Origin of the sequence: Catellatospora sp. NPDC049609 (assembly GCF_040675365.1) — a bacterium.
Lineage (GTDB): Bacteria > Actinomycetota > Actinomycetes > Mycobacteriales > Micromonosporaceae > Catellatospora.
This window is the reverse complement of record NZ_JBFAOU010000035.1, coordinates 1-21,413: the sequence shown is the minus strand read 5'-3', so window position 1 is coordinate 21,413 and position 21,413 is coordinate 1. Positions and strand designations below refer to the sequence as shown.

Here is a 21,413-nt window from a genome sequence, read left to right as displayed (position 1 = left end):
GGGGGCCGTACCCGCATGACCACGACAGACCACCGCACGTCCCCGGCGCTGGCCACCACCACGGCGCCGGGGCAGCGGCCCCACCTGCACGATCGTGGTCTGCTCCGGCTGGCCGACGCGGTGCTCCAGCCCGGTTTCGTCGGCACCACGCCGCCCGACTGGCTGCGCCGCCGGCTGGCCGGCGGACTCGGCGGAGTGGTGCTGTTCGCCCGCAACATCGTCGACCCCGAGCAGGTCGCCGCGCTCACCGCGGCCCTGGCCGCGGAGAACCCCGACGTCATCATCGCGGTGGACGAGGAGTCCGGCGATGTGACCCGGCTCGACTTCGAGCAGGGCAGCCGCCGCCCCGGCAACCACGCGCTCGGCGCGGTCGACGACCCCGCGCTCACCGAGGCCGTCGCCGCCGACATCGGCGCGCAGCTAGCCGCCGCCGGGGTCACCCTCGACTACGCGCCCGCCGCCGACGTCAACAACAACCCGGCCAACCCCGTCATCGGCGTACGCTCCTTCGGCGCCGACCCGGCCCTGGTCGCCCGGCACACCGCCGCCTGGGTGCGCGGCCTGCAGTCGGCCGGCGTGGCCGCCTGCGCCAAGCACTTCCCCGGCCACGGCGACACCGGCATCGACTCCCACCACGGCCTGCCGATCATCGAGGTCGACGCGGCCCGGCTGGCCGGCATCGAGCTGCCGCCGTTCACCGCCGCCATCGACGCCGGGGTGCGCGCCGTGATGACCGCACACCTGCTTGTGCCCGCGCTCGACCCGGAGCGCCCCGCCACGATGAGCCGCTCGGTCCTCATCGACCTGCTGCGCGAGCAGCTCGGCTTCAAGGGCCTCGTGGTCACCGACGGCATCGAGATGGCCTCGGTCTCCCAGCGCTACGGCCTCGGCGGCGCGGCCGCGCTGGCCATCGCGGGCGGCGCCGACGCGATCTGCGTGGGCGGCGAGACCGCCGACGAGAGCGCCGTCGAGCTGCTGCGCACCAGCATCGTCGACGCCGTGATCAGCGGCGAGCTGCCCGAGGAGCGGCTGGCCGAGGCGGCCTCCCGGGTCGCCGCGTTCGCCGCCGAGAGCGCCGCCCTGCGCGGGGCACGCGCCACCGCGACGGCCCGCTGGCACGAGTCCGGCCGGCCCGAGGTGGGGCTGGAGGCGGCCCGCCGGGCGCTGGCCGTCACCGGCGCCGACCGGCTCCCGCTGGCCGCCCCCGCGCACGTGGTCGAGTTCAGCACCGTCACCAACCTCGCCATCGAGGCGCGTACGCCGTGGGGCGTCGGCGCCCCGCTGCGCGCGCTGCGCCCCGACACCACGGTGGTCCGGCTCGGCGAGGAGGCGACCGTCGCCGACGTGCTCGCCGGGGCGGACGGGCGCGTGCCCGTGCTGGTCTGCCGCGACCCGCACCGCCACCCGTGGCTCGCCCAGCTCATCGACGCCGTCGTCGCCGCCCGCCCCGAGACCGTGGTGGTCGAGATGGGCGTACGCCACGGCGCCCCGGTGGGCGCGGTCCACCTCGCCACGTACGGCGCCGCCACGGTCTGCGGCCGCGCCGCCGCCGAAGCCCTCGCCGGCGCCTGACCCGCCACCCCCCACCCCGTTTTGCCATAGACGTTGGCCTATCTGGATGAGTTGGATCATCAATTCGTCATCCAGATAGGCCAACGTCTATTCGAAGCGCGCTGACCGCGCTGACCGCGCTGACCGCGCTGACCGCGCTGACCGCGCTGACCGCGCTGACCGCGCTGACCGCGCTGACCGTCGTGCGCAGCGCGTGCCCGGGTGCGGCGGTGTGCGGGGTGCTGTGGGTGGGGCGGGTCAGGTGGGGCGGCCGCGGCGGAAGCGGAGGGCTGGGATGGGGGCCGGCTCGGCGGGGGAGTCGGGCAGCGGGCTGAGGGTGACGGTGATCCGGGCGCCGCCCAGGTCGCCGCGGTCCACGGCCACGTCGCCGCCCGCCTGGCGGGCCAGCTGGCACACGATGTCCAGGCCGAGGCCGGTGGATCCGCCGCCGCTGACCCCGCGCCGCAGCGCCGCATCGGGGTCGGGGATGCCCGGTCCGGCGTCCTCGACCACCATCGCCTGCGACGTGACCGTGACGCGGAACCCGGTGCCGTGCGGGGTGTGCCGGAAGATGTTGCCGATCAGCGCGTCCACCGCGCCGATCGCGTCGGTGCGCGGCACCGGCAGCCACACCGGGCTGTCGCCGGCGACGACCTGCCACGGCCGCCCGTGGTCCTCGGCCAGCACGGCCCAGAACGCCAGCCGGTCGGCGACCACGTCCACCAGGTCGGTCTCCTCGGCGGCGCGCTCGGCGGCGGTGCGGCGGGCGCCGGCGATGATCGCGTCGATCTCGGCGTCGAGCGCCTCCACCGCCTGGCGCATGCGGTCGGCGGCGGGGCCGGGCGGCAGCGCGTCGCAGTCCAGCCGCAGTGCGGTCAGCGGCGTACGCAGGCGGTGGGACAGGTCGGCGGCGCGCTCGCGCTCGGCGTCGATGACGGAGCTGAGCCGGCCGGCCATGCTGTTGAACGCTTCGCCGACCTCGACCAGGTCGGGCGGGCCGGCCGGGATGACCCGCACGGTGAGGTCGCCGGAGCCGACCGCCTTCGAGGCCCGGGCCAGCTGGCGCGTCGCGCCGACGACCCGCCAGCCGAGCCGGTCGGCCAGCCCGACCGAGATCGCCACCAGCAGCGCGGCCAGCGCGCCCATGGACCACCAGGCGGTGGCGACGCCGCGGGACAGGTCGGCCTCGGGGACGTACACCTCGACGACCGCGCTGCGGCCGCCGTCGAGGGCGGCGGGCTGCAGGTAGACCAGCCCGTCGTCGACCGGGGCGGTGAGCGAGCCGCCCCGGCTGGCGGTCAGCGCCACGTCGCTGGCGGTGGCCCGGCGCGTGCCCAGGGTGACGCCGCCGGGCAGGTGCACCGCGAGCCGCTGCCGGGGGCCGTCGGCGGTGGCGGCCATGGCCCGGCTGAGCACCGTCGGATCGGTGGACACGGCGAGCGCGGTGACCACGGCGGCGGCCTGCTGCCGGGCGTCGAGCAGCGCCCGGTCCTCGGCGATCTGCCGGGTGACCAGCGCCAGCGGCACGAGGAAGGCCAGCGCCACCATGGAGGTGACGGCCAGCGCGCCGCGGGCCAGGGTCGCCCTCACGACGGTGGCACCAGCATGACGCCGACCCCGCGGATGGTACGCAGCATGCGCGGCTGCGCCGCGGTCTCGCCGAGCTTGCGGCGCAGCCAGGACAGGTGGACGTCGAGGGTCTGGTCGGCGCCGACGAACGGCTGCTGCCAGACCTCGGTGAACAGCTCCCGGCGGGTCACCACGCGCCCCACGCGGGCGGCGAGGTAGGCCAGCACGTCGTACTCCTTGCGGGTCAGGGTCAGCGGGGTGCCGTGCAGGGTGACCAGCCGCGTGCTCTCGTCCAGGCGCAGCGGCCCGATCTCGACGACGGTGTCGGGGGCCTCGTTGTGCGGCCGGCTGCGCCGCAGCACCGCGGCCACCCGGGCGGTGACGTGCGCGGCGGAGAACGGTTTGGTCATGTAGTCGTCGGCGCCGGAGTTGAGCAGCCGGATCGCGTCGTGCTCGCCGCGGCGGGCGGTGGCCACGATGACCGGCACGTCGCTGACGGCGCGCATCATCCGCAGCGCGTCGGCACCGTCCAGATCGGGCAGACCGAGGTCGAGGATGACCAGGTCGGGCCGTTCGCTGCGTTCGCTGGTCAGCGAGCGCAGTCCCTGCAGCGCGGTGCCGACGGTCTGCACGGCGTAGCCGGCGACGGTCAGGGCGTTGCCGAGTGCGTCGCGAATGGCGGGGTCATCCTCCACGACGAGTACGAGGGGCATGGCTGGCACCGTATCGGAAGGTGTTGGATAGCGGGATGGGTTCGGGGTGGCCGGTTGCGATGAGGTCGGCGGCGTACGTCTGCGGCTGGGCCGCGGTGACCGCGCTGTCGGCGTCGGTGGTCTGGGTGGGCCTGCGCCCGGTGCTGGCCGCGGCCGTGCCGGAGCCGGTGCCGCTGCGGGTGGAGGCGCTGGCCGGGCAGCCGAGCCCGCTCCCCGCCCCGTCGCGCCCGGTGCCCACCGCCGCCTCGGTCACACCGTCGCCGTCCGCTTCCGTCCGGCCGCCGTCGTCGCCCGCCACGGTGCGGGTCTCGCCGTCGGCCGGCAAGCCCGCCCCGAAGCCGTCGCAGGCGCCCGCGCCGGAGACCGTCGACGGCTGGCAGGTGTTCACCGAGTCCGACGGGTCGCGCTCGTACCTGCGCAGCTTCCCGACCGAGGGCGGCACCGCGGTGGTGCGCATCGCCCACGAGCAGGTGCACCTGGTGTCGGCGACGCCGCGCGGCGACTACCGCGTCGCCACCTCCCAGCCGGGCCCGGACCGGGTGGTGGTCCAGTTCCACAACAGCGCCCGCCAGATCATCGTCGACGCGATCTGGTGGGAGGGGCGGCCGTACGCCCAGGTGACGGTCGTCGATTAGCGCCCGCGGGGTCCATGTGAACGAGCCTCGCAACGTGCCGCCGCCGCGGCGCGGCCGTTGAGGGCTTCTTCGGCACCTCTTCAGGCGGATTTGAGGTAGGCCGCGCTCGCGGCGGGCGCGACCGGGGCACGTGCGAGAATGACCTCTGGCGCCGTACCCGTCTGCATGGCGGCGCGCATCCGCAGTCCGAGGAGAGTCATCGTGATCCGTACCCACACCGCTGGCAGTCTGCGTGCCGAGCACGCCGGCCAGAGCGTCACCCTCGCCGGCTGGGTGGCCCGGCGACGTGATCACGGCGGCGTGACCTTCATCGACCTGCGCGACGCCTCGGGCGTCGTGCAGATCGTGTTCCGCGACGAGGCCCAGGCGCACGCGCTGCGCAACGAGTACTGCGTCAAGGTCACCGGCACCGTCGGGCTGCGTCCCGAGGGCAACGAGAACCCCGAGCTGCCGACCGGCGCGATCGAGGTCACCGTCACCGAGCTGACCGTGCTCAGCGAGGCCGCGCCGCTGCCGTTCCCGATCGACGAGCACGTCACCGTCGGCGAGGAGGCGCGCCTGCGCCACCGCTACCTGGACCTGCGCCGGGCCAACCAGGCCCGGGCGATCCGGCTGCGCTCGCGGGCCAACGCGATCGCCCGCGAGGTGCTGGGCGCGCGCGACTTCCTGGAGATCGAGACGCCCACGCTGACCCGCTCCACCCCCGAGGGCGCCCGCGACTTCCTGGTCCCGGTCCGGCTGCAGCCCGGCGCCTGGTACGCGCTGCCGCAGTCGCCGCAGCTGTTCAAGCAGCTGCTGATGGTGGCCGGCATGGAGCGCTACTACCAGATCGCGCGCTGCTACCGCGACGAGGACTTCCGGGCCGACCGGCAGCCCGAGTTCACCCAGCTCGACATCGAGATGTCGTTCGTGACCCAGGACGACGTGATCGAGCTCGGCGAGGCCATCGTCGGCGCGCTGTGGCGCGAGCTGGCCGACTACGAGATCCCGAACCCGATCCCGCGCATCACGTACCACGACGCGATGAACCGCTACGGCTCCGACAAGCCCGACCTGCGCTACGCGGTCGAGCTGACCGAGCTGACCCGCTACTTCGAGGGCACCGAGTTCCGGGTGTTCCAGGCCGAGTACGTCGGCGCGGTGGTCATGCCCGGCGGCGCGGCGCAGACCCGCAAGGAGCTCGACGGCTGGCAGGACTGGGCCAAGGCGCGCGGCGCCCGCGGCCTGGCCTACGTGGTGCTCGACGCGGAGACCGGCGAGGCCCGCGGCCCCGTCGCCAAGAACCTGTCCGAGGCGCACCTGGCCGGCCTGGCCGACGCGGTCGGCGCCAAGCCCGGCGACGCGGTGTTCTTCGCCGCGGGCACCCGCCGCCACTCCCAGGAGCTGCTCGGCGCGGCCCGCATCGAGATCGCCAAGCGGGCGAACCTGATCGACGAGTCCGCCTGGGCGTTCTGCTGGGTCGTGGACGCGCCGATGTTCGAGCCGGTCGACGTCCCCGGCGAGGGGATCGTCGAGGGCGCCTGGACCGCGGTGCACCACCCGTTCACCTCGCCCAACGAGGAGTGGATCGACAAGTTCGAGTCCGCGCCGGGCGAGGCGCTGGCGTACGCGTACGACATCGTCTGCAACGGCAACGAAATCGGCGGCGGCTCGATCCGTATCCACCGCGGCGACGTGCAGAAGCGGGTGTTCACCCTGCTCGGCATCACCGACGAGGAGGCCAAGGACAAGTTCGGCTTCCTGCTCGACGCGTTCGCCTACGGCCCGCCGCCGCACGGTGGCATCGCGCTGGGCTGGGACCGGGTCTGCATGCTGCTGGCCGGGGTCGACTCCATCCGCGACGTCATCGCGTTCCCGAAGTCGGGCGGCGGCTTCGACCCGCTGACCGGCGCGCCGACGCCGATCACGGCGCAGCAGCGCCTGGAGGCCGGCGTGGACGCCAAGCCGAAGGCGCCCGGCGAGGACGCCGCCAAGGCCAAGGCCGCCGCGAAGTAATGCGGCTGCTGGTCACCGGGGGATCGGGGTACACCGGTGGCCGCCTGGTCGCCCTCGCCCGCGCGGCGGGGCACGACGTGACCGGCACCAGCCACTCCGCACACGCGGAGGGGCTGGTGCCGCTCGACGTCCGGGACCGGGCGGCGGTGGACCGCCTCATCGACGAACTGCGGCCGGACGCGGTCGTGAACACGGCGTATGTCCAGTCCGACTGGGCGGTCACCGCGCTGGGCGCCGCCTACCTGGCGGCCGCCGCGGCCCGCACCGGGGCGCGGCTGGTGCACGTCTCCTCCGACGCCGTCTTCAAGGGGCGGCCGGCCCCCTACACCGAGGACGACCTGCCCGAGCCCGTCTACCCGTACGGCGCCGCGAAGGCGGCCGCGGAGACGGCGGTCGTCGCGGCGCACCCGGACGCGGCCATCGCGCGCACCTCGCTGATCATCGGCGACGACGGCTCCAAGCAGCACCAGCTCGCGTTGGACCTGGCCACCGGACGCGCGGACGGGGTGCTGTTCACCGACCACGTCCGGCAGCCGATCGCCGTCGACGACCTCGCCGCCGCGCTGCTGGAGCTCGCCGAGGGCGACTTCCGGGGCGTGCTCCACGTCGCCGGGCCGGAGGCGCTCAGCCGCCACGAGCTGGGCGTACGCGTCGCGGCCAGGCACGGCATCCCGGCCGACCGGGTGCCCGGCGGCTCGGCGATCGAGCGCGGGATCATCTCGCCGACCGAGGTGCGCCTGGACGTCACCCTGGCGGCAACCGTGCTCAAGACCCGCCTGCGGGGCGTCACCGAGGTCCTGGCCTGACCCGGCTGCCCGGCGGCGGTTCTGGCCTGACCCGCGGCAGCCCGGCGGCCAGGTGGGGGACGTGAGCGGCGGCCGGGCGCGGGTAAGGTGCCGCCATGCCGTTCCCCCTCGGTGACATCCTCGGCGCGCCGGAGCAGCCCCCGTTCGGCGTCGTCGCCGGTGCGGCGCTGATCGCGCTGGCGCTGGTCATGGTCAACACGATCTGGCGCGTGGTGCGCAACGCGATCACCATCGCGCACGAGGGCGGGCACGCCGCCGCAGCGGTGCTCACCGGCCGCCGGCTGCGCGGCATCCGGCTGCACTCCGACACCTCGGGCCTGACCATCATGAAGGGCAGGCCCACCGGGCTCGGCATGATCGTCACCCTGCTGGCCGGCTACCTGACCCCGTCGCTGCTGGGCCTGGGCGGCGCCGCGCTGCTCGACCGCGGGTACGTCCGGCTGCTGCTGTGGCTGTGCCTGCTGCTGCTCGTCCCGATCCTGATCATGATCCGCAACTTCTACGGCCTGCTGCTCGTCGTCGCCACCGGTGCTGCCGTGTTCGCCGTGTCCTGGTATGCCACCGCGCCGTGGCAGGCGCTGTTCGCGTACACGGGAGTGTGGTTCCTGCTGATCGGCGGGGTGCGCCCGGTCGTCGAGGTGCAGCTGCACCGGCGCCGCGGCAGCGGCATGCGCTCCGACCCCGACCAGCTTGCCGGCATCACCCGGCTGCCCGGCGGCTTCTGGGTCTTCGTCTTCCTGCTCTGGACCATCGGCACCGCGCTGGCGGGCGCCGTCCTGCTCGACCTGATCCCGGCGTCCGCCCTGCCCTGGGCCGGCCCGGCCTGACCGCGGTCGCGTCCGGTCGCCCGTTTGCGCGCGCCCCGGCCACGGGACGAGGCGGGGACGGCCTCAGGGGAGGCGGACCGAGGTGCGGGCCATGGCCTCGGTGTAGCCGAGCCGCTGGTAGAGGCGGATCGCGCCGGTGTTGTCGGACATCACACCCAGCGAGCTCAGGCCGAACTCGGCCACCAGCCGCCGGGTCACCGCCGTGGTGAGCGCCGCGCCGAAGCCCCGGCCCTGGGCGGACGAGGCGACGGCGATGCCGGCCAGGAAGCCGACGCCGTCGCCGCTGCGGTCGCCCGCCACGGCCACCACCCGGCCCGCCTCGCGGACGCCGTACCACTGCCGGATGCGTACGTCGCCGGGGCGGCTCGTGCTGCCCGGCAGCGCGTCGTCGAGCACCGCGGCGATCTGGTCGCCGTCGTCGGGACCCAGCGCGACCACCGCGTCCTCGCCGGGCCGCGCCGCGGGTGCGGCGGTGGTCCACAGGTAGTCCCAGTCGTCGTGGACGGCGGCGTTCAGCAGCGCGGCGGTGGTGTCCCGGCCGGTGCGCGGCAGGTGCAGCCAGGCCGCACCGTCGAGCTGCTCCTCGGCGGCGAGGCGGGCGAACAGCGCGGCGGCCGCGTCGGCCCCGCCCAGCGACGCGGCGACCGTGCCCCACGGCCACCGCGAGGTCCAGGCCAGCGTGCCGTCCTGGACGTACGCCCGGACGTGGCCGCCCGCGGTGAGGAGCGCGTACGGGTGGTGCCCCACCTTCGCCAGCAGGTCCTCGCGCCCGGTGAGGTCAGGGGTGATCGGCATGGCGTCACCTTACCGGCCGGGCGGATGAAGATCGGCTGAGGCGTGCGTACGCGGCGCCGGGTATCGTCTGCGGGATGCAGACCGACGGCCTCTTCTCCCTGGAGCCCGCGCCGGCCGATCGCGCGATCAGCTCGCCCGGGTTCGAGACGCCGTCGGTGGACGCCCCGCTCGCCGTCCGCATGCGCCCCGCCGACCTGGACGAACTGGTCGGTCAGGACCACCTGCTGGCGCCCGGCGCGCCGCTGCGCCGCCTGGTCGCGGGCGGCGCCCCGATGTCGGTGATCCTGTGGGGCCCACCCGGCTGCGGCAAGACCACGGTCGCCCACCTCGTCGCCGACGCCGACGACCGGCACTTCGTGGCGATGTCCGCGCTGACCGCCGGGGTGAAGGAGGTGCGCGAGGTCATCGACACCGCGCGCCGGCGCCGTCGCGCGGGCGGCGCGCCGACCGTGCTGTTCATCGACGAGGTGCACCGCTTCACCAAGACGCAGCAGGACTCGCTGCTGGCGGCGGTGGAGGACCGCACGGTGACGCTGCTGGCGGCCACCACGGAGAACCCGTACTTCTCGGTCATCTCGCCGCTGCTGTCGCGCTGCGTGCTGCTGACCCTCAAGCCGCTGGACGACGACGCCGTCCGGGTGCTGGTGCGCCGCGCGCTGACCGACCGGCGCGGCCTGGGCGGCGCGGTCACCCTGGGCGCCGAGGCCGAGGACCACCTGGTACGCCTCGCCGGCGGCGACGTGCGCAAGGCGCTGACCGCGCTGGAGGCCGCGGCGGGCTCCGCGCTGGCGATCCACACCGGCGACGGCGTGCCCGAGATCGACGTGGCCACCGCCGAGCGCGCGGTGGACACGGCGGCGCTGCGCTACGACCGCGCGGGCGACGCCCACTACGACGTGATCAGCGCGTTCATCAAGAGCATGCGCGGCTCGGACGTGGACGCGGCGCTGCACTACCTGGCCCGGATGCTGACCGCGGGGGAGGACGCCCGCTTCATCGCCCGCCGCCTGATCATCTTCGCCAGCGAGGACGTCGGCATGGCCGACCCGACCGCGCTGACCGCCGCGACGAACGCGTCGTACGCCGTGCAGCACGTGGGCCTGCCGGAGGCGCAGCTGAACCTGGCGCAGGCCGTCATCCACTGCGCCACCGCGCCGAAGTCGAACGCGGTCACCACGGCCCTGTCGGCGGCGATCGCCGACGTCCGGGCCGGCAAGGCGGGGCCGGTGCCCAAGCACCTGCGCGACGCCCACTACGCGGGTGCGCGGGGCCTCGGCCACGGCGCCGGGTACCGCTACCCGCACGACGATTCCCGAGGTGTGGTGGCTCAGCAGTACCCACCGGACGATCTCGTGGAAGTCGACTACTACCGTCCCACGGGACACGGCAACGAGCGGCACATCGCCGAGCGGCTGCCGAAACTGCGCACCGTCATCCGGAGCAAGGAGAGATCATCTCATGAGCCGAGCTGATGCCACCGACGGTCGGGGCCGCAAGAAGGGCCGTGGCGGCGGCGAGGCCGAGGAGGTCTCCCAGGAGGAGACCGGCTGGCTCGACGATCTGCGCAGCGCGAAGCAGGCCAAGGACCCGTTCGACGACAGCGACTTCACCGACGGCGGCAGCAGCCGCTGGAACAAGCTGAGCGCGCTGAGCGACGACGCGGCCCCGGCCCGGCCCGGCGCCGGCCGCGAGGCCGAGCCCGCCGCGCGCCGCCGCGGCGAGGACGACACCGCCGCCCGCCGCCGCGCCGAGGAGCCCCCGGGCCGCCGCCGCGCCGACGACGAGCCCGCTGCGGGCCGTCGGCGTGCCGAGGAGGAGCCGGCCGGGCGCCGCCGGGAGATGGACGACCCGGCGGGCCGCCGCCGGGCGGAGGAGCCCGCGGGCCGCCGCCGCGCCGACGACGAGCCGACCGGCGGGCACCGCCGTGCCGCCGAGGAGCCGACCGGTGGGCTGCGCCGCGCTCCGGAGGAGCCGACCGGTGGCCTGCGCCGCGCCCCCGAGGAGCCGACCGGTGGCCTGCGCCGCGCTTCCGAGGAGCCGGCCGGGCGCCGTCGCGCCGACGAGGAGACGACCGGTGGACACCGGCGGGCGGAGGAGCCCCCGGGCCGCCGCCGCGCCGACGAGGTGCCGTCCCGCCGCCACGGCGAGGAGGAGAGCGGTGGCCGCCGCCGGGCGGAGGAGCCGCCCGCCGGTCGCCGGGCCGCCCGTGACGAGCCCGAGGACCCGCGCCGGGGCCGTCCGGAGCCGCCGCCGATGCCGGTGGTGGAGCCGCCCGTCGGCCGGGGGCGCCCGGAGCCCGCGCCGCTGCGCAAGCCCGGCGGCGAGCCGCCGGTGGTGCGCCGCCGGGAGCTCGACAACCCGCGCGGCCCGGTCGACGTGCCCCGTAGCGGCAACGCGCCGCTGGTGGACGGCATGCGCGGCCGTGGTCCGGCCGCGCCGCCCGGGATGCCCGGGTCGCCCGTGGTCCGCCCGCCGGCCGGGATGCCCGGCTCCCCGGCGGTGCGCCCGCCCGTGCGGCCCGAGCCGCAGCGTGCGGCCTTCCCGGCCACCCCGGTCGCGCCGGAGCGGCCGAACCGGGGCGGCGTGCCCGTCCCGCCGGCCGGCCCGCCCGTGCACGGCGGTCCCGTGCCGCCCGGCCCGAACCAGGGCCCCGGTGGTCCCGGCGCGCCGATGGGCGGCCCGCTCGGGCCCGGCCCCCACCCCGGCCCGGGGCACAAGCCCGCCGGCCCGGGTGGACCGGGTGGTCTTGGTGGACCGGGTGGTCCGGGCATGGGCCCGGACGGCCGCCGCGGCGAGCGCCCGCCGGGCCGTCCCGATCCGTCCCGCGACCCGATCGCGGTGCGCCCGCCGGACCCGAACGCGGTCCTGCCGCCGCCGGGGGACCGCAGCGGCCGGGCCGGTATCGCCGCCGGCGTGGACGCCATCCGCGGCGCCCGCTCCGAGGTGCGCAAGCAGTTGCGCGAGCAGCAGCGGCTGCGCATGTGGACCCTGATCGCGCTGGTCGTGCTCGTGGTCGGCGCGCTGCCGTTCTACTTCGTGCTGCGCGCGGCGACCCGCGACCCGGTGCTGACCACGCTGGACGCGCTCGACGTGCCGTCGTGGGCGGTGGTGTCGGGCAAGACCGTCGACAACATCTCCGGCAGCCGCTGGTGCCTGATGGAGTGCCGCTACCGCGAGCGCTCCATGGAGTCCGAGCGGGAGCCCAAGGAGACGGCGCAGGCGTACGAGAGCGCGCTGACCAGCGCGGGCTGGGTGCGCTGGGACGTGCCGAGCTGCGAGCTGACCAGCGGCGGCGACGGCGAGTACTCCTGCTGGCGGCGCGACGAGTTCACCCTGGACCTGTGGGTCCGTCCGATCACCACGCCGGACTGCAACCCGCTGCTGCGCAACCGGCCCACGGTCGGCCCGACCGACGAGGCGGCCGCGGACCCGTCGGCGTCCCCGGCGGCGGAGCAGGGCCAGGCGGAGGGCAACTGCACCGGCTCCGCGGTGACGATCAAGGTGCTCAACACGGTCGCCGACGAGCGGTTGCAGCACACCGGCGAGCCGGCCGGGCCGGGCGGCACCGGCGACGGGGAGACCACGACGGAGAGTCCTGCCCCGACACCGTCGGCGAGCTGAGGCATAGCTGCTGCGGGCGCCGGCGGGGCGGGCGGTAGGGTCTGCACGTTGGGACAAAGTACGACGTGCGGAGGGTGTGGCATGTCCGGAGGCGAGATCGCGGCTCTCATCGCGGCGGGTGCGTTCGCGATGCTGGTGCTGGTGCTGGCGGTGCCGATCCTGAAGCTGCGGCACACGGTGGACGCCGCGACGGTCACGCTGCGCCAGGTAAGCCAGCACACGGGGCCGATCCTGGACAACGTGAACACCACCGTCGACAACGTCAACACGGCGCTGGGCCAGGCGCAGGTGACGCTGGACGGGGTGAACGTGCAGCTGGCGAAGGTCGACGTGATGACGCAGCACCTCGCGCACACCACGGCGAACGTGTCGAACCTGGTGAGCGTCGTCAGCGCCACCGCGGCCAGCCCGCTGGTCAAGGCGGCGGCGTTCACCTACGGCGTCCGGCGCGCCACGGCGGCCCGCAAGGAGGCCGATGAGGCAAAGTCGGTGCGTGATGAGCTCAAGGCGCGTAAGCGCACCCGGCGGGGCTGAGACCATGATCCGCAGACTGCTCTGGCTGGGCGTCGGCATCGGGGTCGGCGTGGTGGTGGTCCGGGTGATCACCAAGCAGGCGCGCAAGCTCACCCCGGCCGGGCTGGCCGGCTCCGCGCAGGAATCCATTGGTCACGCCGCGGGCAACATGCGTAGTTTTGTCGATGACGTGCGCGACTTCACGGCCGAGCGGGAGGACGAGCTCCACGCCGCCTTCGAGGACGGCGTCTCGTTCGAGCCGGTCGCGCTGCCCTGGGCCCACGGGGTGGGCGGCAGGTTCTATCAGTTCAAGCAGCAGCAGGAAGGTGAGCAGCAGCGATGAGGACCGCGGAAGTCAAGCGACGGTTCCTGGCGCACTTCGAGGCGAACGGGCACACCGTGGTCCCGAGCGCTCCACTGCCGGCCATCGACGATCCGAACCTGCTGTTCGTCAACGCCGGCATGGTGCAGTTCGTGCCCTACTTCCTGGGCCAGCAGACCCCGCCGTGGCAGCGGGCGGTCAGCGTGCAGAAGTGCATCCGCACCCCGGACATCGACGAGGTCGGCAAGACCTCGCGGCACGGCACGTTCTTCCAGATGAACGGCAACTTCTCGTTCGGTGACTACTTCAAGGAGCAGGCGATCCGCCTGTCCTGGGACCTGATCACCAAGCCGCTGGAGGCGGGCGGGTTCGCGATCGACCCGGACAAGATCTGGGCGACGGTGTACCTCGACGACGACGAGTCGATCGGGTACTGGCGGGCGGTCGGCCTGCCCGCGGAGCGCATCGTGCGCCGCGGCAAGGCGGACAACTTCTGGTCGATGGGCATCCCGGGCCCGTGCGGCCCGTGCTCGGAGATCTACGTCGACCGCGGCCCGGCGTACGGCCGCGAGGGCGGTCCGGAGGTCGACGAGGACCGCTACATGGAGATCTGGAACAACGTCTTCATGCAGTTCGAGCGCGGTCCCGGCTCGGACAAGGAGAACTACCCGATCCTGGGCGAGCTGCCGGCGAAGAACATCGACACCGGCATGGGCCTGGAGCGGATGGCCTCGATCATGCAGGGCGTCGACAACCTCTACGAGATCGACGAGGTCCGCCCGCTGATCGACAAGGCGTGCGAGCTGACCGGCAAGCGCTACAACGTCAGCCACACCCACACCGCGAGCGAGTCGCACCCCGACGACGTGCGGCTGCGCGTCATCGCCGACCACGTGCGCACCTCGCTGATGCTGATCGGCGACGGCGTGACGCCGTCCAACGAGGGCCGCGGCTACGTGCTGCGCCGGATCATGCGCCGGGCGATCCGCGCGGTCCGCCTGCTCGGCTTCGAGGGCCCGGCGCTGCCGGAGCTGCTGCCGGTGGCGCGCGACAGCATGTCGCCGTCGTACCCGGAGATCGCGACCGACTTCGGCCGGATCTCGCAGTACGCGTACGCCGAGGAGGAGGCGTTCCGGGCGACGCTGCGCGCGGGCACCACGATCCTCGACCTGGCGGTGGCCGAGACCAAGCAGTCGGGCAGCGCGCAGCTCGCCGGGGACAAGGCGTTCAAGCTGCACGACACCTACGGCTTCCCGATCGACCTGACCCTGGAGATCGTCGCCGAGCAGGGCCTGTCGGTGGACACCGAGGGCTTCAAGCGGCTGATGGCCGAGCAGCGCAAGCAGGCGAAGGCCGACGCGCAGGCGCGCAAGACCGGGCACGCCGACCTGTCGGCGTACCGCAGCGCGCTGGACGCGGGCGGGGCGGTGGAGTTCACCGGCTACGCCGAGGTCGCGCGCGAGTCGAAGGTGCGCGCGCTGGTGGGCGGCGAGGGCCTGATCAAGGCGGCGGGCGAGGGCGAGCTGGTCGAGCTGGTCCTCGACGCGACGCCGTTCTACGCCGAGGGCGGCGGCCAGCTGCCCGACCTGGGCGTCATCACGGTCGGCGGCGGCCGGGTCGAGGTGCTCGACGTGCAGCAGCCGCTGCCGGGCCTGATCGTGCACAAGGCGCGGGTGCTGGAGGGCGAGGTCCGCTCCGGCGAGGCCGGCTACGCCCAGATCGACGTGGAGCGCCGCCGGGCCATCTCCCGCGCGCACACCGCGACCCACCTGGTGCACCAGACGATGCGCAACTTCCTCGGCGAGTCGGCGACCCAGGCGGGTTCGCTGAACGCGCCGGGCCGGCTGCGGTTCGACTTCAACACCCCCGGCGCGGTGCCGGCCAGCGTGCTGGCCGACGTCGAGCACCAGGTCAACGAGGTGCTGATGGGCGACCTGGAGGTGCGCGCGTTCGTCACCTCGCAGGCCGAGGCCAAGCGGCTGGGCGCGATGGCGCTGTTCGGCGAGAAGTACGGCGAGTTCGTGCGGGTCGTCGAGGTCGGCGACTACGCGCGGGAGCTGTGCGGCGGCACCCACGCGGCCCGCTCGGGGCAGCTGGGCCTGGTGAAGATCCTTTCGGAGGCGTCCATCGGCTCCGGCGTGCGCCGGGTCGACGCGCTGGTCGGCATGGACGCGTTCCGGCACCTGGCCAAGGAGCACGTGCTGGTGTCGCGCCTGGCGGAGCTGTACCGGGTGCCGCGCGAGGAGGTCGGCGACCGGGTCGAGCAGACCGTGGCGCAGCTGCGCGACGCGGAGCGGGAGCTGGAGAAGATGCGCGCCCAGCTCGTGCTCGGCGGGGCGGCGGCGCTGGCCGAGGGCGCGCTGGACCTGGGCGGCGTGGCGTACGTGGGCACCGAGGCGCCGGAGGGTGCGGCGGTCAACGACGTGCGCACGCTGGCGCAGGAGGTGCGCGGCCGGTTCCCGGCGGACCGCCCGGCGGTCGTCGCGGTGGCCTCGCGGGCCAACGGCAAGGCGTCGCTGATCGTGGCGATCAACGGGGCGGCCAAGTCGCGCGGTCTGTCCGCGCAGGACCTGGTCAAGGGCGCGCTGTCCGGGCGGGGCGGCGGCAACGCCGACCTGGCACAGGGTGGCGGTGTGCCCGCCGACCAGGCGCAGGCGCTGCTCGGCGCGGTGCAGCACGCGGTCCAGTCGCGCTAGCGCGGCACCGGACGGCATCGACGAACGGAAGGGCACCTTCTCGACGCATGGCGTTGAGAAGGTGCCCTTCCTTCACATGGGGACACGACGGGAGAGGGGACGGCGGATGAGCTGGACGCGTGGGGTGCGGCTGGGTGTGGACGTGGGCACGGTGCGGATCGGAGTGTCGGTATGCGATCCGGACGGGATCCTGGCGACGCCGCTGGTCACGGTGGCTCGCCAGGCCAAAACGGATGAATCTGACATATCAGCTGATATGTTGGAGATCGCGCGCCTGGTGGCCGACCATGGCACGGTGGAGGTGGTGGTGGGCCTGCCGCTCAACCTCGCCGGGGTCGAGGGGCCGGCCGCCAAGCACGCGAGGGCATACGCCGACAGGCTGGCCGCGCTGATCGCGCCGGTGCCGGTGGTGCTCGCGGACGAGAGGATGTCCACCGTCGCGGCTACCCGGCGGCTGTCCGACCGCGGGGTCAAGGGCAAGCGCCAGCGCGCCGTCGTCGACCAGGCGGCGGCGGTGGAGATCCTGCAGGGTTGGCTCGACGGGCAGCGAAGGCGAGCAGGATGATCGACGAACTGGACCGCGCTTTCGACGACCACGGCGACGGCGACGCCCGGCGGGAGCCGCCGGGCGAGGCGGCGCGGCGGCGCAGGCGGTTCGGTTGGCTGCGTTCGGTGCTGGCGATGTGCCTGGCCCTGGTGCTGCTGGGAGTGCTGGGCTTCGGGGCGTACCTCGCCTACACCAAGGTGGCCGGTGCGCTCGGCACGCCCGACTGGGCCACCTCCGCCGACGGCGTGCCGGTCCAGGTGGAGATCAAGAGCGGTGACACGCAGGCCGACATCGCCAAGACCCTGAAGGCGGCCGGGGTCATCGCCAGCGAGAAGGCGTTCGTCGAGGCGGGGGAGCGCAACCCGGACGCGCTGCGCATCCAGCCGGGGTACTACAAGCTGCGCACCAAGCTGAGCGCCGACGACGCCGTGCTGATGCTGCTCGACCTGCGCAACCGCATCGTCAACGGGATCACCATCCCGGAGGGGCTCAGCTCGTTCCGGGTGTACAAGCTGCTGTCGGCCAAGACGGGCATCTCCGAGGCCGACCTCAAGGCCGCGGCGAAGGACCCGATCGCGCTGGGCGTGCCCGACTGGTGGTTCCACCGCAGCGACGAGAAGAAGGTAACGCCGCACATCGAGGGCTTCCTGTTCCCGGACACCTACGAGTTCGCGCCGAACGCCACCGCCGACACGGTGCTGCGTACCATGGTCAACCGCTTCCTCACGGTCACCGGCGGGATGAGCTTCGCCGAGACGGTGCCGGCGGAGCTGGGCGGCATCGCGCCCTACGAGGCGCTCATCGTGGCGTCGCTGGCGCAGGCCGAGGCGGGCAACGCCGACGACTTCGGCAAGGTGGCGCGGGTGGCCTACAACCGGGTCTACAAGCGCATCCCGGACCTGACCTGCGCGTGCTTCCAGTTCGACGTGACCGTCAACTACTCGCGGGAGCTGGCCGGCAAGGACCCGAAGCCGTCCAGCGGGCTGACCCACGACGAGCTGACCGATCCGAAGAACCCCTACAACCGCAACGCCGAGGGCATGATCCCGACGCCGATCAACAACCCGGGCAAGGCCGCGCTGGAGGGGGCCATGTCGCCGCCGAAGGGTGACTGGTACTACTTCGTCGCGATCGACAAGGAGGGCCACTCGGCGTTCTCGAAGACGTTCGAGGAGTTCTGCAAGGACAACGAGACGGCCGTGAAGAACAAGGTGCTCAAGCAGAGCTCCTGCTGAACCCGCCGGTCTTGCTGCGATATGCCCAATTCGTACCGCGCGGCGGGTGAAAACCTGCCGTCCGCCAAGGGGTGCGAAAAACCCTTCACGTGTAACGTAGCCGCCGATGGGCGGCCCGTACACGAGAGGGTACCGATGACTGACGAGCTCTTCCTGCCGTTCGACGAGCAACCCGAACGCAGCCAGCGGCGTCGGCACGCGGTGGACGGCAACCGTGGCCGCAACGGCAAGAAGAAGAAAAAGAAGAAGAAGCGCGGCCGCGGCCGCACCTTCCTCGCGCTGTTCCTCACCCTGCTCCTGCTGGGCGGTCTGGCCGGCGCGGCCTACCTGGGCTACGACAAGATCTCCGGCTTCTTCAACACGCCGGACTACGAGACCGCGGCGAGCTCCGCCGAGATCACCGTGGAGATCAAGGAGGGCTCGACCGGCCTCGACATGGCCAAGGCCCTCAAGGCCCAGGATGTGATCAAGAGCGAGCAGGCGTTCGTCGAGGCGTGGGATGCCAACCCCAGCGCCGCGCAGAAGATCCAGCCCGGCTTCTACAAGCTGCGCGTGCAGATCAGCGCGGCCGACGCGATGAGGATGCTGCTGGACACCGCCAACCGGATCACCAACGGCATCACGATCACCGAGGGCCTGTCGACCTTCAAGATCTACAAGCTGCTCGCCGAGAAGCTGGACATCCCCGAGGCCGAGTTCAAGGCCGCCGCGAAGGACCCGCTGAAGCTCGGCGTGCCGGACTGGTGGTTCAAGCGCGAGGACGGCAAGAAGGAGAGCCGCTCGCTCGAGGGCTTCCTCTTCCCGGACACCTACGAGTTCCCGCCGGACGTCACCGCCGAGTCCGCGCTGAAGATGATGGTCGAGCGCTTCCTGGACGTCACCGGAAGCATCAACTACGCCGACAAGGCCGCCGCGCTGAACATCTCGCCGTACCAGGCGCTGATCGTGGCGTCGCTGGCGCAGGCCGAGGCGGGCAACGCCGACGACCTGGGCAAGGTCGCGCGGGTGTCCTACAACCGGGTGTTCAGCGACAAGGCCGTCCAGGAGATCGGCGAGTGCCGCTGCCTGCAGTTCGACGTGACCGTCAACTACTCGCGGGAGATCGCGGGCAAGAACCCCAAGCCGTCCAGCGGGCTTACCCAGGCCGAGCTGACCGACCCGAAGAACCCGTACAACCGCAACGCCAAGGGCCTGCCGCCGACCCCGATCAACAACCCCGGCAAGCAGGCGCTGGAGGCGGCGGCCGACCCGCCCAAGGGTGACTGGCTGTACTTCGTGGCGATCGACAAGCAGGGCCACTCGGCCTTCTCTGCCACCCACAGCCAGTTCTGCCGGGACAACCAGAAGGCCGTGCAGAACGGCGTGCTGAAGCAGAGCTCCTGCTGATGCGCGCGGCGGTCCTCGGCAAGCCGGTCAGCCACTCGCTGTCCCCGGTCCTGCACAACGCCGGATACGCGGCGGCGGGCCTGACCGGCTGGTCGTACACCGCGATCGAGTGCGCCGAGGACGGCCTGCCCGCGCTGGTGGCCGGCCTCGGCCCGGAGTGGGCCGGGCTGTCGCTGACCATGCCACTCAAAGAGGTGGGGCTGACCGTCGCCACGGCGGTCAGCCCGGTCGCGGCCGCCGTCGGCGCGGCCAACACCCTGGTCCACCAGCCCGACGGGAGCTGGCGGGCGGACAACACCGACGTGCCCGGCATGGTGGCGGCGCTGCGCGAGGCGGGCATCGCCGAGGTGGCGCGGGTCGCCGTGCTCGGCGCGGGCGGCACCGCGCGGGCCGCGGTCGCGGCGGCCGCCCAGCTGGGCGCCGAGTCGCTGACCGTGTACGCCCGCCGCCCCGAGGCGATCGACGAGCTGCGCCCGGTGGCCGCCGCGGTCGGCGTGCCGCTGACCGGCGCGGGCTGGGCGGCGGCCGAGGAGTGCGCCGCCGCCGACGTGGTGATCTCGACCGTGCCCAAGGGCGTCGCCGACGCGTTGCAGGTGTCGTGGCGGCCCAAGACGGTGCTGTTCGACGCGCTCTACGACCCGTGGCCGACCCCGCTGGCCGCCTCGGCGCAGCGGGCCGGCTGCCGGATCGTGTCCGGATTGGATCTTCTGCTGAATCAGGCTCTCGGGCAGTTCGAGCAGTTCACCGGGGTTGCGGCACCGGTGGAGGCGATGCGCGGGGCACTGCGGGAGGCCCGTCGCGGTTAGCCTGTCCCGGTCAGATGAGCGCGGGAGGCAGACCGGTGACGGAAGAGTTCTTTCTGGCGTACGGCAACGAGCCCGAGCCGTACCGGCCCCGGCGGGCCGGGCAGCAGCCGCCCCGACGGCGCAAGCGCAAGAAGCGCCGCGGCCGCACGGCGCTGGCGCTGCTGCTCACGATGCTGTTGCTGGGCGGGGTCGGGGTCGGTCTCTACCTGGGCTACGACCGGCTGCAGGGCATGTTCGGCGCGGAGGACTACACCAGCGCCGCCGACAGCGCCGAGGTCGAGGTCGTGATCCCCGAGGGCGCCAGCGGCGGGAAGATGGCCAAGGTGCTCAAGGCCGCCGACGTCATCGCCAGCGAGCAGGCGTTCGTCGACGCCTGGGAGGCCAACCCGGACGCCTCCGACATCCAGCCCGGCCGCTACAAGCTGCGGCTGAAGCTCAGTGCCGCCGACGCGATCACGATGCTGCTCGATCCGAAGAACCGCATCGTCAACGGGATCACCGTCGCCGAGGGCCTGTCCACCTTCAAGATCTACAAGCTGCTGTCGCAGAAGCTCGGCATTCCCGAGGCGGAGTTCAAGGCGGCCGGCGCCGACCCGGTGAAGCTGGGCGTGCCCGCGACCTGGTTCGACCGTGACGGCCGCAAGGTCACCAAGTCCGTCGAGGGCTTCCTGTTCCCCGACACCTACGAGTTCCCGAAGGACGTCACGGCGGAGTCCGCGCTGAAGATGATGGTGCAGCGGTTCCTCGCGGTCACCAAGGAGATGAAGTTCAGCGAGAACGTGCGCGGCTCGCTGGACATCGCGCCGTACGAGGCGCTGATCGTGGCGTCGCTGGCGCAGGCGGAGTCGGGCACGGCCAAGGACCTGCCCAAGGTGGCCCGGGTGGCGTACAACCGGATCATCGAGGAGCCGCCGTCGGGCATCTGCCACTGCCTGGAGATGGACGTGACGGTCAACTACTGGTTCGAGACCCAGGGCAAGCCGACCAAGAAGTCCGGTGACATGACCGAGGCCGAGCTGGACAACCCGAAGAACAAGTACAACCGCAAGCTCGCGTTCCTGCCGACGCCCATCAACAACCCGGGCCGGGCGGCGCTGGCCGCCGCCGCCAAGCCGGCCGTGGGCAAGTGGCACTTCTTCGTGGCGATCGACAAGGAGGGCAACTCGGCCTTCGCCGTCACGAACGCCGAGCACGAGCGCAACAAGGAGATCGCCTGCGAGCGAAAGATCATCTGCTGACCCACCGCCGCGTCACGCGGCCCGCAGCCCTGGGCTTCACATAGACGTTGGCCTATCTGGATGTGGCCCGGCTCAAGGCCGTCACCGACCGCCTCGGCGACGCCGTGCGGGTGGAGAAGGTCGCGGGCACGCTCAGCCCGACCATCGCGGGCGGCGAG

The 21,413-nt window shown here is 73.4% G+C and carries 18 protein-coding genes; 15 read left to right on the top strand and 3 right to left on the bottom strand.

Going from position 1 to position 21,413, the window contains the following annotated elements:
• The first annotated feature begins 15 nt into the window (after positions 1 to 15).
• The gene (locus AB0J67_RS13020; RefSeq protein ID WP_363480691.1) at positions 16 to 1,572 is read left to right on the top strand and encodes a glycoside hydrolase family 3 N-terminal domain-containing protein; all 1,557 of its coding nucleotides are present in this window, start codon (positions 16 to 18) and stop codon (positions 1,570 to 1,572) included.
• Between the two features lie 237 nt (positions 1,573 to 1,809).
• Here the strand turns inward: AB0J67_RS13020 and AB0J67_RS13015 are convergent, their stop codons facing one another.
• On the bottom strand, positions 1,810 to 3,141 hold the full coding sequence (locus AB0J67_RS13015; RefSeq protein ID WP_363480690.1) for a HAMP domain-containing sensor histidine kinase: 1,332 nt from the start codon (positions 3,139 to 3,141) through the stop codon (positions 1,810 to 1,812).
• A complete protein-coding gene (locus tag AB0J67_RS13010; RefSeq protein ID WP_363480687.1) occupies positions 3,138 to 3,833 on the bottom strand; it encodes a response regulator transcription factor in 696 nt (231 codons plus the stop codon). Before AB0J67_RS13010 ends, AB0J67_RS13015 begins: the two co-directional genes overlap by 4 nt.
• Positions 3,834 to 3,892: 59 nt before the next feature.
• On the opposite strand from AB0J67_RS13010, the gene AB0J67_RS13005 reads away from it, so the two are divergent.
• From AB0J67_RS13005 to AB0J67_RS12990, 4 genes are all read left to right on the top strand, one after another.
• Positions 3,893 to 4,468 (top strand): DNA mismatch repair protein MutL, encoded by a 576-nt coding sequence (locus tag AB0J67_RS13005; protein ID WP_363480684.1) that lies wholly within the window; start codon positions 3,893 to 3,895, stop codon positions 4,466 to 4,468.
• 201 nt (positions 4,469 to 4,669) lie between these two features.
• Positions 4,670 to 6,463 (top strand): aspartate--tRNA ligase, encoded by a 1,794-nt coding sequence (gene aspS / locus AB0J67_RS13000; protein ID WP_363480681.1) that lies wholly within the window; start codon positions 4,670 to 4,672, stop codon positions 6,461 to 6,463.
• On the top strand, positions 6,463 to 7,269 hold the full coding sequence (locus AB0J67_RS12995) for a sugar nucleotide-binding protein (protein ID WP_363480678.1): 807 nt from the start codon (positions 6,463 to 6,465) through the stop codon (positions 7,267 to 7,269). The genes aspS and AB0J67_RS12995 overlap by 1 nt, the downstream gene beginning before the upstream one ends.
• A 95-nt stretch (positions 7,270 to 7,364) precedes the next feature.
• The gene (locus AB0J67_RS12990; protein WP_363480675.1) at positions 7,365 to 8,096 is read left to right on the top strand and encodes a M50 family metallopeptidase; all 732 of its coding nucleotides are present in this window, start codon (positions 7,365 to 7,367) and stop codon (positions 8,094 to 8,096) included.
• A 63-nt stretch (positions 8,097 to 8,159) separates the two neighbouring features.
• On the opposite strand, the gene AB0J67_RS12985 is transcribed toward AB0J67_RS12990, so the two are convergent.
• Positions 8,160 to 8,891, bottom strand: a complete 732-nt coding sequence (locus tag AB0J67_RS12985) for a GNAT family N-acetyltransferase (protein WP_363480672.1) — start codon at positions 8,889 to 8,891, stop codon at positions 8,160 to 8,162.
• Between the two features lie 74 nt (positions 8,892 to 8,965).
• Between AB0J67_RS12985 and AB0J67_RS12980 the strand changes: the two genes are divergently transcribed.
• The 10 genes from AB0J67_RS12980 to mltG (AB0J67_RS12935) all read left to right on the top strand — a co-directional run bounded on the left by AB0J67_RS12980 (position 8,966) and on the right by mltG (AB0J67_RS12935) (position 21,255).
• Positions 8,966 to 10,363, top strand: a complete 1,398-nt coding sequence (locus AB0J67_RS12980) for a replication-associated recombination protein A (RefSeq protein ID WP_363480669.1) — start codon at positions 8,966 to 8,968, stop codon at positions 10,361 to 10,363.
• Positions 10,350 to 12,512: a hypothetical protein gene (locus AB0J67_RS12975; protein WP_363480666.1), complete on the top strand. Its 2,163-nt coding sequence runs from the start codon at positions 10,350 to 10,352 to the stop codon at positions 12,510 to 12,512. The genes AB0J67_RS12980 and AB0J67_RS12975 overlap by 14 nt, the downstream gene beginning before the upstream one ends.
• Positions 12,513 to 12,593: 81 nt before the next feature.
• Positions 12,594 to 13,046 carry a DUF948 domain-containing protein gene (locus AB0J67_RS12970; RefSeq protein WP_363480664.1) on the top strand — a complete coding sequence of 151 codons (453 nt, stop codon included), beginning with the start codon at positions 12,594 to 12,596 and terminating at the stop codon, positions 13,044 to 13,046.
• 4 nt (positions 13,047 to 13,050) lie between these two features.
• A complete protein-coding gene (locus AB0J67_RS12965; protein ID WP_363480661.1) occupies positions 13,051 to 13,368 on the top strand; it encodes a hypothetical protein in 318 nt (105 codons plus the stop codon).
• A complete protein-coding gene (gene alaS / locus AB0J67_RS12960; protein ID WP_363480659.1) occupies positions 13,365 to 16,043 on the top strand; it encodes an alanine--tRNA ligase in 2,679 nt (892 codons plus the stop codon). The genes AB0J67_RS12965 and alaS overlap by 4 nt, the downstream gene beginning before the upstream one ends.
• 106 nt (positions 16,044 to 16,149) lie before the next feature.
• Positions 16,150 to 16,608, top strand: coding sequence for a Holliday junction resolvase RuvX (gene ruvX, locus AB0J67_RS12955; RefSeq protein ID WP_363480656.1), 459 nt, complete (start codon positions 16,150 to 16,152; stop codon positions 16,606 to 16,608).
• On the top strand, positions 16,605 to 17,825 hold the full coding sequence (mltG, locus tag AB0J67_RS12950) for an endolytic transglycosylase MltG (protein ID WP_363480653.1): 1,221 nt from the start codon (positions 16,605 to 16,607) through the stop codon (positions 17,823 to 17,825). Before ruvX ends, mltG (AB0J67_RS12950) begins: the two co-directional genes overlap by 4 nt.
• Before the next feature lie 135 nt (positions 17,826 to 17,960).
• On the top strand, positions 17,961 to 19,211 hold the full coding sequence (gene mltG, locus AB0J67_RS12945) for an endolytic transglycosylase MltG (RefSeq protein ID WP_363480650.1): 1,251 nt from the start codon (positions 17,961 to 17,963) through the stop codon (positions 19,209 to 19,211).
• Positions 19,211 to 20,017, top strand: coding sequence for a shikimate dehydrogenase (locus tag AB0J67_RS12940; protein WP_363480647.1), 807 nt, complete (start codon positions 19,211 to 19,213; stop codon positions 20,015 to 20,017). The genes mltG (AB0J67_RS12945) and AB0J67_RS12940 overlap by 1 nt, the downstream gene beginning before the upstream one ends.
• Positions 20,018 to 20,052: 35 nt before the next feature.
• Entirely contained in the window at positions 20,053 to 21,255 is a 1,203-nt protein-coding gene (gene mltG, locus AB0J67_RS12935; protein WP_363480644.1) for an endolytic transglycosylase MltG, read from the top strand.
• The last annotated feature ends 158 nt before the right edge of the window (positions 21,256 to 21,413 follow it).

Bases quoted from the DNA above. Each gene is read 5' to 3' on its own strand.
- AB0J67_RS13020 (WP_363480691.1), top strand. From the start codon at position 16: ATGACCACGACAGACCACCGCACGTCCCCGGCGCTGGCCACCACCACG.
- AB0J67_RS13010 (WP_363480687.1), bottom strand. From the start codon at position 3,833: ATGCCCCTCGTACTCGTCGTGGAGGATGACCCCGCCATTCGCGACGCA.
- AB0J67_RS13005 (WP_363480684.1), top strand. From the start codon at position 3,893: ATGAGGTCGGCGGCGTACGTCTGCGGCTGGGCCGCGGTGACCGCGCTG.
- AB0J67_RS12995 (WP_363480678.1), top strand. From the start codon at position 6,463: ATGCGGCTGCTGGTCACCGGGGGATCGGGGTACACCGGTGGCCGCCTG.
- AB0J67_RS12990 (WP_363480675.1), top strand. From the start codon at position 7,365: ATGCCGTTCCCCCTCGGTGACATCCTCGGCGCGCCGGAGCAGCCCCCG.
- AB0J67_RS12985 (WP_363480672.1), bottom strand. From the start codon at position 8,891: ATGCCGATCACCCCTGACCTCACCGGGCGCGAGGACCTGCTGGCGAAG.
- AB0J67_RS12980 (WP_363480669.1), top strand. From the start codon at position 8,966: ATGCAGACCGACGGCCTCTTCTCCCTGGAGCCCGCGCCGGCCGATCGC.
- AB0J67_RS12975 (WP_363480666.1), top strand. From the start codon at position 10,350: ATGAGCCGAGCTGATGCCACCGACGGTCGGGGCCGCAAGAAGGGCCGT.
- AB0J67_RS12970 (WP_363480664.1), top strand. From the start codon at position 12,594: ATGTCCGGAGGCGAGATCGCGGCTCTCATCGCGGCGGGTGCGTTCGCG.
- AB0J67_RS12965 (WP_363480661.1), top strand. From the start codon at position 13,051: ATGATCCGCAGACTGCTCTGGCTGGGCGTCGGCATCGGGGTCGGCGTG.
- alaS (WP_363480659.1), top strand. From the start codon at position 13,365: ATGAGGACCGCGGAAGTCAAGCGACGGTTCCTGGCGCACTTCGAGGCG.
- ruvX (WP_363480656.1), top strand. From the start codon at position 16,150: ATGAGCTGGACGCGTGGGGTGCGGCTGGGTGTGGACGTGGGCACGGTG.
- mltG (WP_363480653.1), top strand. From the start codon at position 16,605: ATGATCGACGAACTGGACCGCGCTTTCGACGACCACGGCGACGGCGAC.
- mltG (WP_363480650.1), top strand. From the start codon at position 17,961: ATGACTGACGAGCTCTTCCTGCCGTTCGACGAGCAACCCGAACGCAGC.
- AB0J67_RS12940 (WP_363480647.1), top strand. From the start codon at position 19,211: ATGCGCGCGGCGGTCCTCGGCAAGCCGGTCAGCCACTCGCTGTCCCCG.